The organism is Duganella hordei (assembly GCF_040369125.1).
Classification (GTDB): Bacteria; Pseudomonadota; Gammaproteobacteria; order Burkholderiales; family Burkholderiaceae_D; genus Rugamonas; species Rugamonas hordei.
Genome location: NZ_BPWI01000009.1, coordinates 176,134 through 189,924, shown reverse-complemented (window position 1 = coordinate 189,924; position 13,791 = coordinate 176,134). Strand labels below are relative to the sequence as shown.

At 67.0% G+C, this 13,791-nt stretch carries 15 protein-coding genes; 12 read left to right on the top strand and 3 right to left on the bottom strand.

All coding sequences use genetic code 11. From position 1 onward, the window contains the following. Positions 1 to 29: 29 nt before the first annotated feature. Together ABWW33_RS21025 and ABWW33_RS21020 are read right to left on the bottom strand one after the other, a co-directional pair. Entirely contained in the window at positions 30 to 716 is a 687-nt protein-coding gene (locus tag ABWW33_RS21025; protein WP_353403588.1) for a pentapeptide repeat-containing protein, read from the bottom strand. After that, positions 713 to 1,162, bottom strand: a complete 450-nt coding sequence (locus ABWW33_RS21020) for a nuclear transport factor 2 family protein (RefSeq protein WP_353403587.1) — start codon at positions 1,160 to 1,162, stop codon at positions 713 to 715. The genes ABWW33_RS21025 and ABWW33_RS21020 overlap by 4 nt, the downstream gene beginning before the upstream one ends. A gap of 14 nt (positions 1,163 to 1,176) precedes the next feature. Between ABWW33_RS21020 and ABWW33_RS21015 the strand changes: the two genes are divergently transcribed. From ABWW33_RS21015 to ABWW33_RS20985, 7 genes are all read left to right on the top strand, one after another. Then, positions 1,177 to 2,097, top strand: a complete 921-nt coding sequence (locus ABWW33_RS21015) for an ROK family protein (protein WP_353403585.1) — start codon at positions 1,177 to 1,179, stop codon at positions 2,095 to 2,097. Continuing rightward, positions 2,090 to 2,815 carry a copper homeostasis protein CutC gene (locus tag ABWW33_RS21010; protein WP_353403584.1) on the top strand — a complete coding sequence of 242 codons (726 nt, stop codon included), beginning with the start codon at positions 2,090 to 2,092 and terminating at the stop codon, positions 2,813 to 2,815. The genes ABWW33_RS21015 and ABWW33_RS21010 overlap by 8 nt, the downstream gene beginning before the upstream one ends. 99 nt (positions 2,816 to 2,914) lie before the next feature. After that, complete coding sequence (locus ABWW33_RS21005) at positions 2,915 to 3,583, top strand: amino acid ABC transporter permease (RefSeq protein WP_176650983.1); 669 nt, start codon at positions 2,915 to 2,917, stop codon at positions 3,581 to 3,583. Beyond that, positions 3,583 to 4,254 (top strand): amino acid ABC transporter permease, encoded by a 672-nt coding sequence (locus ABWW33_RS21000; protein ID WP_176650984.1) that lies wholly within the window; start codon positions 3,583 to 3,585, stop codon positions 4,252 to 4,254. Before ABWW33_RS21005 ends, ABWW33_RS21000 begins: the two co-directional genes overlap by 1 nt. Position 4,255: 1 nt before the next feature. Beyond that, entirely contained in the window at positions 4,256 to 4,990 is a 735-nt protein-coding gene (locus ABWW33_RS20995; protein ID WP_353403583.1) for an amino acid ABC transporter ATP-binding protein, read from the top strand. Next, a complete protein-coding gene (locus tag ABWW33_RS20990) occupies positions 4,987 to 5,907 on the top strand; it encodes an isoaspartyl peptidase/L-asparaginase (protein ID WP_353403582.1) in 921 nt (306 codons plus the stop codon). Before ABWW33_RS20995 ends, ABWW33_RS20990 begins: the two co-directional genes overlap by 4 nt. A gap of 12 nt (positions 5,908 to 5,919) precedes the next feature. After that, positions 5,920 to 6,705 carry a transporter substrate-binding domain-containing protein gene (locus ABWW33_RS20985; protein WP_353403581.1) on the top strand — a complete coding sequence of 262 codons (786 nt, stop codon included), beginning with the start codon at positions 5,920 to 5,922 and terminating at the stop codon, positions 6,703 to 6,705. Here the strand turns inward: ABWW33_RS20985 and ABWW33_RS20980 are convergent. Further along, positions 6,695 to 7,693 (bottom strand): LacI family DNA-binding transcriptional regulator, encoded by a 999-nt coding sequence (locus tag ABWW33_RS20980; protein WP_353403580.1) that lies wholly within the window; start codon positions 7,691 to 7,693, stop codon positions 6,695 to 6,697. The two genes, ABWW33_RS20985 and ABWW33_RS20980, sit on opposite strands and share 11 nt — an antisense overlap. A 110-nt stretch (positions 7,694 to 7,803) precedes the next feature. Between ABWW33_RS20980 and ABWW33_RS20975 the strand changes: the two genes are divergently transcribed. From ABWW33_RS20975 to ABWW33_RS20955, 5 genes are all read left to right on the top strand, one after another. Continuing rightward, the gene (locus ABWW33_RS20975; RefSeq protein ID WP_353403579.1) at positions 7,804 to 9,102 is read left to right on the top strand and encodes a cation:proton antiporter; all 1,299 of its coding nucleotides are present in this window, start codon (positions 7,804 to 7,806) and stop codon (positions 9,100 to 9,102) included. A 54-nt stretch (positions 9,103 to 9,156) separates the two neighbouring features. Beyond that, positions 9,157 to 10,269: a GNAT family N-acetyltransferase gene (locus ABWW33_RS20970; RefSeq protein ID WP_353403578.1), complete on the top strand. Its 1,113-nt coding sequence runs from the start codon at positions 9,157 to 9,159 to the stop codon at positions 10,267 to 10,269. A 98-nt stretch (positions 10,270 to 10,367) separates the two neighbouring features. After that, complete coding sequence (locus ABWW33_RS20965; RefSeq protein WP_353403577.1) at positions 10,368 to 10,742, top strand: nuclear transport factor 2 family protein; 375 nt, start codon at positions 10,368 to 10,370, stop codon at positions 10,740 to 10,742. A 128-nt stretch (positions 10,743 to 10,870) separates the two neighbouring features. Continuing rightward, entirely contained in the window at positions 10,871 to 11,110 is a 240-nt protein-coding gene (locus ABWW33_RS20960; RefSeq protein WP_353403576.1) for a hypothetical protein, read from the top strand. A gap of 155 nt (positions 11,111 to 11,265) precedes the next feature. Beyond that, positions 11,266 to 13,755, top strand: a complete 2,490-nt coding sequence (locus ABWW33_RS20955; protein ID WP_353403575.1) for a GGDEF/EAL domain-containing response regulator — start codon at positions 11,266 to 11,268, stop codon at positions 13,753 to 13,755. The last annotated feature ends 36 nt before the right edge of the window (positions 13,756 to 13,791 follow it).

The window sequence follows — 13,791 nt, the reverse complement described above, 5'->3', positions numbered from 1 at the left end:
CCGCCGGCTGTCCTGCCGGCGGCAGTCCACTAGACAACGATCAGGTCCAGCTCGCGCAGGAAGGTGGCCGCCTGCGCGTGCGAGATGATCGCGCCCTTGAACAGGCCGGCCTCGGTCAGCTTCACGCCTTCGATATCCGCGCCCCGCAAATCCGCTCCCTGGAATTTCGCCAGCTTCAACGTGGCATTGCGCAGGCTGCCGCCTTCAAACACCGCTTCGCGGAAATCGCATCCGGCCAGGTAGGCGTCGGAAAAATCCAGCTCCTTCAGCGTCGCCTTCTTGAACGAGATGGCGCGCAGGTCGGCGCCCACCAGCAGGCTTTCCTCGAAGCTGATGCCGAGGTGCGCGACCTCCTCGAACGACGCGCCGGTCAGCTTGCAGCCTCGGTAGGACACCGCCGCCAGCTTGGCGCGGCGCCATTTGGTGTTATTCAGGTCGCAGCCCTCGAAGCGCGCATCGACCGCATCCACCGACTCGAAATCCGCGCCGCCGGCGCGGCAGCGCAGCCAGCTGCTACGCGCCAGCTTGGCGGCGAACAGGTTGGCGTCGGCAAAGGTGCAGCGCTCGAAGGCGCAGCCTTGCAGGTCGAGACGCGACAGGTCGGCGTCGTCGAAGCTGCAGTTGTCGAAGCTGCGCACCGACAGCGCCAGCTGCTCTTCCATTCCGGCGCGGTCCAGCGTGACGCCGGAGATCCTGGTGTTCGTGGTTTCCGTCATTTTTCGCTGGACCATACTTTCATGGTTTGATTCGACAGCAGCTTGCACTTGCCACCGTCGTTCGCATAAGTGCGCATGAACTGGTAGCGGTTGCTGCGGAAGGTCTTGCCGTCTGCGTTCCATTGATCGACGGTGCTCAGCCCGCGCAGCACCACGGTGTCGCCCTGGATGTGGGCGTGGACGTCGCTGGTGGTGCGGGCCTTGTAGACGACAGCCGGTTTTTCGGAACGAGCCAGGATGACGGCCTTGGTTTCGACCTCCGATCCCAGCGTGTGGACCCAGACGTAATCGTCCGCCAGCAGGTCCCGCAGGAACGGCACGTCGCCGACCCGCAGCGCTTCTTCATACTGGGAATCGCGCGCGACCAGGGCATCGGTCGGCAGGCATGGCGCGGCCAGGACGGAGGTCGGGAGTGCCCAGCATAGGCACAACAGGAGCTTTTTCATCTATCATTCCAATCATGAAAATTACATGCTTCGATATCGGCGGCAGCGCCATCAAGTGCGCCAGCGCGGCTGCGGACGGCAGCATCGGCCCCTTGCGCCGCGTCCCCACGCCCACGAACGACTTTGCCGCGTTCACCGCGGCCATGGGTGCCTTGATCGCCGACGGCGGCCCCTCTGACGGCGTCGCCATCTCCATCGCGGGAGTGATCGATCCCGCCGACGGCCGCATCAAGTGCGCAAATATACCCTGCATCGACGGCCGCGCGCTAGCCGCGGATCTTGAGGACGCCTTCAAACTGCCGGTCTGGATCGCCAACGACGCCGACAGCTTCGCGCTGGCCGAGGCGCAGGCCGGCGCGGGACGTGGCCACGCCAACGTCTTCGGGCTGATATTGGGCACCGGCGTCGGCGGCGGACTGGTGATCGAGGGCCGGCTGATCGGCGGTCCAGGCGGCTTTGCCGGCGAATGGGGCCACGGCCCGGTCGCCGCCCACTTTGCCGGCACGCCGCCGGTGGCGATTCCGCGCTTCGCCTGCGGCTGCGGCCAGACCGGCTGCCTCGACACGGTGGGCGGCGCGCGCGGGCTGGAGCGCCTGCACCACACGCTGCACGGTGCGGCGCTCGACAGCCGTCAGATCATCGCCGCATGGGAGGCCGGCGCGGCCGACGCGGAGCGCACGGTGGCTTGTTTCATCGACCTGCTGTGCGGGCCGCTGGCGATGCTGGTCAATACCATCGGCGCCTCGGTGCTGCCGGTCGGCGGTGGCCTGGCCAACAGCGCGCCGCTGATCGCGCGGCTCGACAGCGCGGTGCGCGGCGCCATCCTGCGCAAGACCGATGGCCCCATCATCGTGCCGGGACAGGCGGGCGCCGAGCCGGGACTGATCGGCGCCGCGTGGCTGGGACTGGGCAAACTTGGAGGTGCACATGGCTGAAATCATGTTGGAAGTCTGCGTCGACAATGTGGATGGCCTGGCGGCCGCCATCGCCGGCGGCGCCGACCGGATCGAACTGTGCTCGGCGCTGGAGATCGGCGGCCTGACCCCTTCGGCGGGGCTGATGCGGGTGGCGGCGGCCAGCACGGTGCCGGTCTACGCGATGATACGTCCGCGCGGCGGCGAATTCATCTTCGACGACGTCGAGGTGCAGCTGATGCTCAATGAGATCGACGCCGTCGCTTCGGCCGGCCTGCAGGGAGTGGTGCTGGGCGTGTCGCTGCGCGACGGCCGCCTGGACCAGCAAACGCTGGACCGGCTGATACGGCGGGCCCGCGACCATGCCCTGCCGGCAACGCTGCATCGGGCGATCGACCTGTGTCCCGACATTGCGCAGGCGACCAGGCTGGCGATAGACCTCGGCTTCGAGCGCATCCTGACCTCGGGCGGCGCCAAGAGCGCCCTGCAGGGCATCGACGGCTTGCGGCGCTGCTTCGACGCGGCCGCCGGGAGCATCGCCGTCATGCCCGGCGCCGGCATCAACGCCGAGAATATCGGGCAGCTGCGGGCGCGCCTGCCGCTGCAGGAGGTGCATGCCTCGTGTTCGGCGCCGTCGCCAGTGTCCGGCGCGCCGGCGCTGGCCTTCGGCTTCGACAGCGGCAACCGCCGCCAGACCAGCCGCGAACGCGTCAGCGCGCTGAAGGAAGCCCTGCTCTAGACCTCCATCGTCGCCGCCCACTTGAAACTCGGGGCGGTTTGTGTGACACTCGTCCATATTGCAGTGAAACCGGTTTCACTTTTAGCTGGAGCACCCTGTTTGGCGTTCGATCCGACTATTCTGGCACCCTACCTCGGCGACCTGGCGGCAGGCGCGCGCCTGACCGCGCTCGCCTGCGCGCTGGCCCTGGCCGGCGGCCTCGCACTGGGCATCGTGGCCGCGCTGATGCGCACCGCCGCCTCGCCGCTGGCCCGCCGCGCGGCAAATGCCTATGTCGACATCTTCCGCAACGTCCCCTTCATCGTGCAGCTGTTCTTCCTGTTCTACGGCCTGCCCGAAATCGGCATCGAACTGGATGCCTTCGGCACCGGCGTCCTGGCGCTGTCGCTGGCCGGCGGCGCCTTCACCTCGGACGCGATCCGCTCCGGCATCCTCGCCATCGAACCCGGCGTGCTGGAAGCGGCCCAGGTGAGCGGCTTGTCGCGGTTGACGATCTACCGCCGGATCGTGCTGCCGATCGCGCTGCGCACCTCGGTCCGGCCGCTGGGCTCCGTGTTCGTCAACCTGATACTGACGTCGTCCATCCTGTCCGCGATCACGGTCAATGAACTGACCGGCAGCGCCAAGATCGTCGCCGCCGACACCTTCCAGCCGTTCGAGGTGTACGCCCTGCTGCTGCTGGCCTACGTGACGCTGACGTATCTGGTCTCGCTGTCGGCCGGCGCCCTGCACCGCCGCCTGAACCGCGACCGCGCACTGGGCAGCTGATGCGCTATTCCGACTTCACGCCCAACGACATCCTGCTGCTGCTGCAAGGGCTGGGCGTATCCGTCGCGCTGTTCGCCGCCACCACCGCCATCGGACTGCTGATCGGCCTGGCCTGGGCCGTGCTGCGCTACTATCGCACGCCGCTCTTGGCGCCATTGGCCGGCGCCGTCGCCGAGTTGCTGAAAAATTCGCCGGTGCTGGTGCAGCTGTTCCTGGTCTTCTTCGGCCTGCCGGTGCTGCTGGAGACCGACCTGACGCCGGTGCAGGCGGCCGTCATCACCCTGTCCGGCAATACCGCCGCCTTCATCTACGTGATCGCCGTGTCGGCCATCGAATCGGTCGGCCGCGAACAGCTGGAAACGGCGCGGGTATTCGGCATGAGCCGCTGGCAGGTGCTGCGCCACGTCGTCGCGCCGCAGGCCGCCGCGTTTGGACTCGGGCCGCTAACCGGATTGCTGGTCAACCAGCTCCAGGTCACATCGCTGATCTCGGTGGTCGGCGTGCTGGACCTGACCAAGATCGGCCACATCCTGAACCTGCGCACCTTGAAGCCCTTCATCGTCTGGACGGTGGTCGGGCTGCTGTACTACCTGATGGCCAAGCTGATCGCCAGGGCCTGCGCGGGCCTCGAGACGCGCTTGCGCGCTCATAGTCAATGGAAGGGTTTGTAGCATGATCGAGATCGAGGGCGTGGGGAAGAAATTCGGCGCCACCACCGTGTTGGACGGCATAGACCTGCGCGTCGCGCCGGGCGAAGTGGTGTCCATCCTCGGCGCCAGCGGCTCCGGCAAATCCACGCTGATACGCTGCATCAACGGACTGGAAAAACTGGACCGGGGCAGCATCGCCGTCGATGGCCATCGCGTCGACGACCCGAAACAACTGCAACTGGCGCGCCGCTGCTCGGGCACAGTATTCCAGCTGTTTAACCTGTACCCGCACATGACGGCGCTGCAGAACATCGCGCTGGCGCCGGTGGAAGTGCTGAAAATCCCGCGCCGCCAGGCCGAGGAGGAAGCGCGCGCCTTGCTCGCCTCCGTCGGACTGGCCGACCGGGCCAACGCCTTCCCCGCGCAGCTGTCCGGCGGCCAGCGCCAGCGCGTCGGCATCTGCCGCGCGCTGGCGATGAAGCCGCGCTACCTGCTGCTGGACGAGGTGACCAGCGCGCTGGATCCGGAGATGACGGCCGAAGTGCTGGACATCCTCGCCAAGCTTGCCGCAGCGGGCACCACGATGCTATTCGTCACCCACGAAATCGAATTCGCGCGCAGCATCTCCAACCGCGTCGTCTTCCTCGACCAGGGGCGCCTGCTGGCCGACCTGCCGACCGCACAATTCTTTGCCGCCGATGGCGGCCTGGCGCATCCACGCATCGCCCAATTCCTTTCACGTATGAGCAAATCATGAGAATGCTGCTTGCAAACGCCGAGGCCTGGCCCGGCTTCGATACCACCGTCGAGCTGCTGAAAAGCGGCGGCGCCGGCATAGACGCCATGGTGGCCGGTATCGCCAAGGTCGAACGCGAAGCCAAGGTGCGCAGCGTCGGCTATGGCGGCTGGCCGAACATGATAGGCGACATGGAGTTCGACGCCGGCGTGATGGACGGCACCACGCGCGACGTCGGCGCGGTCGGCGCCGTGCCGGCCACGCTGCCGGTCGCCGCGCTGGCGCATGAGGTGATGAAGCACCTGCCGCACGTGATGCTGACCGGTGCCGGCGCCCGCCGCTTCGCCACCGAACGCGGTTTCGCCGTCGACGACACGCTGCACCCGGACAGCAAGCGCGTATGGTGGGAGCGGCTGCAGAAGGAGATGTCGCCCGAGCAGCTGGCTGCCTTCCCCGATATTCCGCTGGCCCCGCTCAGCAACACGATCACCGATCCGGAGCGGGTGCGCGACACCACCGTCTTCCTCGCGCGCGACGCCGCCGAGGGCCTGGGCGTGGTCACGTCGACCTCCGGCTGGGCGTGGAAATATCCGGGCCGGCTCGGCGATTCGCCCATCGTTGGCGCGGGCTTCTACGCCGACAGCCGCTACGGCGCGGCCGCCTGCACCCACACCGGCGAGATGACGATGCGCTGCGGGACTTCGCGCAGCATCGTGCTGGCGATGCGGCTGGGTTATTCTCTGGAGGACGCCGTCAAGCTGGCGGTGGAGGAACTGTCCGAACTGAAGACGGGCTTCCTGGCCGGCGTGGTGATCCACGCGATCGACGCCAAGGGGAATCACAAGGTCGTCAACTATCGCAACGAGGAAGAGATACGCTACTGGTACTGGGACGAACGGATGGCCGCGCCGGAACTGCGCGTCGCCGGCACTATCTAGAAAGGACTGCATATGCTGAATAAACTGTTCGCCGTCGCGGCGCTGGCCATGCTCACGGCCAGCGCCCAGGCCGGCCGCATCGAGGAAATCAAGGCGCGCGGCTATGTGCGCATCGGCGTCTCGCTGGGCGGTGAGCCGGTCGGCTTCCGCAATGCCAAGAACGAGCCTGTGGGCTACGACGTCGATGTCGCCACGCAGCTGGCGGCCAGGCTGGGTGTGCCGGTACGGTTCTCCGACGTCTCCAGCGACGCCCGCATCTCGATGCTGATGTCGAAGCAGCTCGACCTGGTGGTGGCCAATGTGTCGATCACGCCGCAGCGCGCCCGCGTGGTGGACTTCTCGATACCCTACAACCAGGCCGGCCTGCGCGTCATCGTGCAGAAGAGCGCGGGCATCAAGACGCTGGCGGACCTGAACGGCAAGCGCGTGGTGATCGGCCGCGGCACGCCGGGCGACGCCTTCCTCAAGCAATCCGCGCCGCGCGCCATTCCCGTCTACACCGACAACTTCGCGCCGGACGGCGTGCTGCTGCTGCAGCAAAAACGCGCCGATGCCGGCATCGAGGATTCGTCGCTGCTGGACTACCTGGCCAGCAAGGGCGACCAGCTGGATACCCTGCCCGGCCTGTACTCGAACAGTCCGATCGGCATCGCGATGGCCAAAGGCGATCCCGAGCTGCTGAAGTTTGTGAACGCCTTCGTGGCCGACTACGTCAGGAGCGGCGCCTACGCGGCCAACTACAAGAAATGGTGGGGCGCCAAGACCGCCCCGCCGGTTCTGGAAGGCGCTAGCCGGTAAGGCGCGGCACGAAGCGCGTGGCGACCAGCACATGGGCGCTGTTTTGCGCCAGCTCCGCCGGCTGGTTCAGTATCCGCACGATCTGCGCGACGTATTCCGTTTTGTCGGCGCCTATCGACGAAATCGGATAGGCGTCGAACTGCGTCAGCGAGACATTGTCGAAACCGTACAGGCGGAAGCGCGCCGGCCGGTGCTCGGGGAAGTGCCGGCGATGCGCATCGAGCACGCCCATCGCCATCGCATCGGACGTGCAGAACACGGCGCCGGTGCCTTCCACATCGATCTGCTGCGCCAGCGCGCGGCCGCTGGCATATGAATAGTCCCCCGCCAGCTCGTCCAGCAGCTTGATGCCGTGCCGCTGCAAGGCTTGCCGGTACGACGCCACGCGCGCCTGCTCGACCAGCGACATCATGCGTCCCGTCAGCAGCGTCGCCGTGCGCACGCCCTTGCCCGCCGCATCGGCCACTGCTTCGGCGATGCCCTGCGCCTCGTCCATCGTCACCGACGACGCGCCCTCGTCGTGATGCCCGTTCAGCATCAGCACCGCGTTATTGCGGAACATGCTGCGCACCGTGGCGGCGTCGGCAAAGTCGGAAAACACCAGCGCGGCGTCGACATGATAGGCCACGCCGTCGCGCAGGAAGCGCTTCGCGTCCTCGCCGGCGCCGACGCGGATGAAGATGACCTGCTTGCCGATCGCCTGTATCTGCGCCAGCAGCAGGTCGAACAAATCCAGGTCCGACAGGTCGTGGATGTGGTTGACGAGGATGGCGACCAGGTTGACGGTCTTGCTGGCCAGCCCGCGCGCCAGCAGGTTGGGACGGAAGCCCAGCGTTTCCGCCGCCCGCACCACGCGCTCGCGCTTGTCGGCCGATACCGGCCGTGGCTGCGCCGACAGCGCCCGCGACGCGATCGCCCGCGATACGCCGGCCAGCGTCGCGACATCGGACAAGGTGGGTTCTGGAGCGGGTTTCCGGGCATCGGTCATGGATCGATTATAACCGGCCAGGGTGCCCTATCCCACAGACAAGGCCGTCGAAACCTCATACGCTAAGGGATAAGACAAAGAATAAGGCACGTCATTGCGAAGGAGACCGCATGAGTACCAATCAATGGTTCCTGCTGGTCGGCTGCCTGATGCTGGCGCGCGGGCTGGCGGCGACGACGATCTCGCGTTCGCCCTTTACTTCAGCCATCGTCTACCTTGGCGTCGGCATCCTGCTGGGTCCGACCTTGCTGAATATTTTCGGCTTCGATCCGAAACACGAATCCGCCCTGCTTGAAATCATGGCGCAGATCGCGCTGTTGATTTCGCTGTTCTCGGCCGGTATCAAGATGCCGGTGCCGTTCAAGCTGAAACGCTGGGACGCTCCGCTGCGGCTGGCGTGGATTTCCATGACCCTGACCGTGGCGCTGGTCGCCCTGTTCGGCTACTACGTGCTGCAGCTTCCCGCCGGCGCGGCGGTGCTGCTGGGCGGGATCCTGGCGCCCACCGATCCGGTGCTGGCCACCGACGTCCAGGTGCGCCACGCGGGCGACAAGGACCAGCTACGCTTCACGCTGACCTGCGAGGCCGGCATGAACGACGGCAGCGCCTTCCCCTTCGTCCTGCTGGGTCTCGGCATGCTGGGCGTGCTGGACACCGGCGGGCATCACCTGCACTGGCTGCTGGTGGACGTCCTGTGGGGCACCGTCGGGGCGATCCTGGTCGGCGTGGCGGCCGGCGCCGGCGTCGCCCGGCTGGGCTGGCAGCTGCGCATCGTCGAGCCCAAGCACGAGATCATGGACGATCTGGTGGGGCTCGGGATGATCGGCGTGGTCTACGGCGTCGCCAGCCTGTGCAAGACCTCGGGCTTCCTGGCCGTGTTCTTTGCCGCCGTCGCCTTGCGCCAGACCGAGTTGATACTGGCCGGCGCGCCAAAGGACCGCCACGGCCTGATGGAGCCGGACACCGCCAAATCCGAAGTCGCGCAGGCCAGCGAGACGCACGAGGCGCCGCAGGTGGTCAGCACCGAAGCGCTGGCGTTCAAGGAACACCTGGAGCGCCTGTCCGAGCTGACGCTGGTGCTGCTGTTGGGCGGCATGATCTCGCTGCGCCAAATGGACTGGCAGGCCGTGGGCACGGCCGCCTTCCTGTTCCTGGTCGCCCGTCCGCTCAGCGTGTTTGCCGGGCTGGCGGGCAGCGCGACCAGCATGCGCATGCGCGCCATGACCGGCTGGTTCGGCGTGCGCGGCATCGGCTCGATCTTCTACCTGATGTTCGCCGTCGAAGCCGGCCTGCCCGCAGCGCTGGCCGAGCAGCTGACGCGCATCGCGCTGTTTGTCGTCATGCTGTCGATACTGGTCCACGGTTTCAGCGTCAAGCCGCTGATGGACACCCTCTGGCGCCGAACTTGAGCCGATTGGACCTGCGTCAACAACAGACCGCCCGACCTGTGGGATCGTCTTGCGATGAGCGACGCAGACAACTATCACATCGAAAGGGCCAGCCACAGGGTCGGCGACCAAGGCCTGCTGCTGCGCTGGCGCGAACTGCTGGCGGAAAGCGAAAGCCCCGGGCGGCTGTACCAAAGCCCGGAATTTTTCGACTACCTGCTGGCCACCGCCGCCGATGACGGACCGCCGGAACTGCTGCTGCTGCGCGAACGCGCCGGCGGCGCCATCGTCGGCGTCATCCCCATCGCGCTGCGCCGGCACAGTTTCAACTTCGCGGCCGGCCGGCGCCAGCTGGCCCGCGTCGCCATACCCAGCATCGTACTGCTGGGCAGCGCGCCGCTGATGCCGGCGCGGACCGAGCTGTTCGCGCTGCTGCTGCGCTTCCTGCTGGCCGAATACCCGCGCCACCAGGCCGTGTCGCTGACCGCGTTGCCGCAGGACAGCACACTGTGGCGCTGCATCAGCGGCACCGGCGATTTCGCCCGCGGCTACCAGTTGCACCTGCTTAACGACTGGCGCGATTGCCATCAGATACCGCTGCCGGCCACCTTCGAACACTTCCTGTCGCAGTTCAGCTCCAAGCGGCGCTACAACCTCAAGCGCCAGCAGCGCCAGCTGCGCGATCACGGCCAGGGCCGGCTCGACTTCCACTGCATCGAGCATCCCGGGCAACTGGACATGCTGCGCACCGCGCTGGCCGCGCTGACCACGCCCGCGCACCGCAGCGAGCTGTGGACCGAGGCCGACCTGCTCGGCTTCGCCCGGCGCGGCATGCTGCTCTGCTATCAGCTCGATTGCGGCGGCCAGGCCTGCGCGCTGATGCTGGGCTTGCGTTGCGGCGGCACGCTCTACCTGTTCAACATCCTGCACGACAGCGCGCTCGACCATTTATCGGTCGGCACCACGATGCTGCACCTGGCGATCGAAGACCTGTGCGACCGGCGCCATTTTTCGATGATCGACCTGGGCTACGGCACGCCCGGCCACAGCTACCAGTCCACCAACGTCACCGTGCAGCGCGCACATCTGCTGTTGATGCGGCGCAACCTGAGGAACCGCCTGGCAAGTCAGCTGCACCATGGTTTTTCCAGCGCCATCGACTGGCTGAAGAAGCACCAAAATAGATAGCCTTTTCATCATGCGCCGCAGCCTATACCCACTATGCTCGCGGCGTGGGCACGCCAAGATCGCCGTCGCGTAGGATGCGCTCTCCAACTGGAGACTTCATGACTACTTTTAACGACGAACAACTGGCCGCGCTGGAACCCGTACACAACTACTTCCAGGGGCACGCCCAGGACAACGCCGCCTTCATGCGCCAGGCCTTCCTGCCGAGCGCGCATATCGAATCAGTGCGCGACGGCGTATTCACCTCCTGGCCGCTGGACGTGTACTGCGAGCGTTTCAAAGGCACGCCGGCTGCCGACGAGCCAACCCGCAAGCGCAGCGTCGACTGGATCGAGGTGCACGGCAGCGCCGCCAGCGCCCGCATCACGCTGGAGCACGGCGCGATGAAATTTGTCGACTATTTCGTGCTGCTGAAAACCGAACAGGGCTGGAAGATCGCCAACAAGGCCTTCCACGGCCAGGCGGCGACGTAGTTTCTATCCGGACTCTTGTATTCCGCGAGCCTCGGACCAGTCCTACACGCGCGCTGCAAGCACGCCGATGGCACGCAAACTCAGGAATAGCTAGCATAAGGCTCGATCCCTCCCACAAGGAAACAGCCATGAAACAGCTCCACGTCACCGCCAAATTTGCCTGCGCATTGATACTGACGGCAGCCGCCGTCACCGGATGCCAGAAAAAGGAAGTGGATACGCCGCCAGCTCCTGAAGTCGTTACACCGGCGCCGGCCCCTGCGCCAGCCGCCACGCCGCCTGCCACCGACAGCAATGTGACGCCGCCAGCGGCAGGTAGCACGCCGCCGGCCGACACCCCGCCACCGGCAACGCCGCCGGCACGCTGACCGGCAGCTGGGACGGCTGCCGGTCCGCCGCAGCCGTCTGACTCACCGCTCCGCCGCCGCGCTGGCCCCAAAATTGCGCACGCCTGACACAGATCAAGACACCGATCCGATGACGGCCGACGATGGCTGGGTAAGTAGCGAACAGCGAGACCCTCATGGCGGCAACCGGCGATCCGACAGTGGTGCACGCGGCCACACGGATACTGGTGGTCGAGCACGAGCACGCCGCTGCGGAAGAGCTATGCGGCCAATTGGGCTCGCTGGGCTACCATGTCTGCGGACGCGCCGACACCGGCGCCGCGGCCATCGACGCGACGGCGGCGCTGCGGCCCGACGTGGTCGTGATCAATGCCCTGCTGCCGGGCGAGATCAGCGGCATCCGCGCGGCGGCGGAAATCGGCGGCAGGCTGGAGACGCCCTTGCTCTTCCTCAGCGCCAACAACGATCCCGACACCGTCGAACTCGCCTTGCGCGCCCATCCCTACGCATATCTGAGCAAACCCTTCGACCTCCACGAGCTGTACGCGCAGATCGAGGTATCCCTCGCCAAAGGCCGCTCCGACAAGCAATTGCGCGACGCCATGCAATGGTACGCGGCGACCCTGCGCGGCGTTGCCGACAGCGTGGTCGTCACCGATGCCGCCTCGCGCGTGCGCTTCCTCAACCCCGCCGCGGAAACACTGGTGGGCTGGCGTCTGGCGGAGGCGCAGGGACAGGACATCGACCGCGTGCTGCAGCTACAGGACGCCGACCGCAATCCGCTGCCCTCGCCGCTGCGCCAGGTCTTGTCGGCCGCTCCGAGACCGGCGATGCCGCAGGGCCTCAGGGTGGTCCCGCGCGGCGGCGAATCGCACGTGGTGGAGGACTCCGTCGCGCCCATCTACAGCAACCAGGGAAAACTGCTGGGCGCGGTCATGGTCCTGCGCGACATACAGCAGCGCGCGGCAGCGGAACAGCGGCTGCGCCAGAGCGAGGAGCGCTTCCGCAACGCCTTCGACCTGGCGCCCGGCGGCATGGCGCTGGCGGCGGCGGACGGCCGCTTCGTCCAGGTCAACGCGGCCCTGTGCCGCCTGCTGCGCGTCACCCCCGATAACTTGACCGGCCACAAGCTGGACGACTTCGCCGCCGACGACGCCACCGCCGCGCCCCATCTCGAGTTGCTGCACGGCGGCCATGGCGCCACCGTCCAGTTTGAACAACATCTGCGCGCAGGCGGCCTCGATGTGTGGGCGCTGGTCAGCGTCTCGCTGCTGCGGCCCGACGATGGCGGCGGCATGCTGTTTCAGCTGCATGACATTACCGAGCGCAAGCTTGCCGAGGCCAGGCTGGCGCGGCTGGCCCATTTCGACGCCCTGACCGGCTTGCCCAACCGCGCAGCGATCAGCGAGGAGATCGAACGCCAGATCGCGCTGGCGCGCCGCCACGGCCATCGCCTGGCGGTGGTGTTCCTGGACCTCGACTATTTCAAGCACGTCAACGACAGCCTCGGCCACGAGGCCGGCGATGAACTGCTGCGCGTGATCGGCCGGCGGCTGCGCGCGGCGGTGCGGGTGTCGGACATGGTCGGCCGTCTCGGTGGCGACGAATTCGTGCTGCTGCTGCCGGAGATCGCCGACCTTGAGGATGTCATGAAGGTGACCGCCAAGATACAGGCCGAATGCCTGAAACCGATACACATGCTGGGCCACGAGCTGCGGGTCGGCATCAGCCTCGGCGCCAGCCTGTTTCCCGACGACGCGCAAGACTCCCGCAGCCTGCTGCGCTATGCCGACAGCGCCATGTACGCGGCCAAGGCCGAGGGCCGCCACAACCTGCAATTTTACCGGCGCGACATGACGCGCGGCATGGAACAGCGCCTGCGGCTGGGCGCCCACCTGCGCCATGCCCTGGAGCGTCAGGAGTTCGAACTGTATTTCCAGCCCATCGTCGCGCTGGACTCGTCGCGCCCGCGCGCGGCCGAAGCCCTGCTGCGCTGGAACCATCCGGACCTGGGGCTGCTGGGGCCGGACCAGTTCCTGCCGCTGGCCGAGGACATCGGCCTGGGCGCCGCGTTGAACGCCTGGGTGTTCCAGGCGGCCTGCCGCGCGGCGGCGGTCTGGCCGGCCGCCACGCCGGAGCCGCTGCGGCTGTCCATCAACGTCTCGCCATCGCAGTTCCGCGACCACAAGCTGATGCAGCTGATCCGTCAGTCGCTGAGCGCGTCGGGCTTGCCGCCGGAACGATTGTGCGTCGAAATCACCGAACACCTGATGCTCGGCGATAACCCGCACAACCGCGACATCTGCCGCCAGCTCAAGGCGCTGGGCGTGCAGATCTCCGTCGACGACTTCGGCACCGGCTATTCTTCGCTGAGCTATCTGAGCCACTTCAACCCCGACGAACTGAAGATCGACCGCTCCCTGATCCGGCTGCTGTGCGACGAGGCCGAGCACGCCGCCATCGTGCGCGCGGCCATCGCGATGGCGCACGGCCTGCAGTTGACCGTGGTCACCGAGGGCGTGGAGAACGCGCAGCAGCATGCGCTGTTGCGCGCCATGGGGTGCGACTACGGCCAGGGCTATTGGTATCTGCGTCCCTGCCCGGCGGCCCAATTCGACGCCTGGCTGGCGGGAACCATGGCGGCGCGCAGCGGTCCAACCCCATGACATTATCCGCCGGTCGATGCGGAAAAAAAGGAGGCG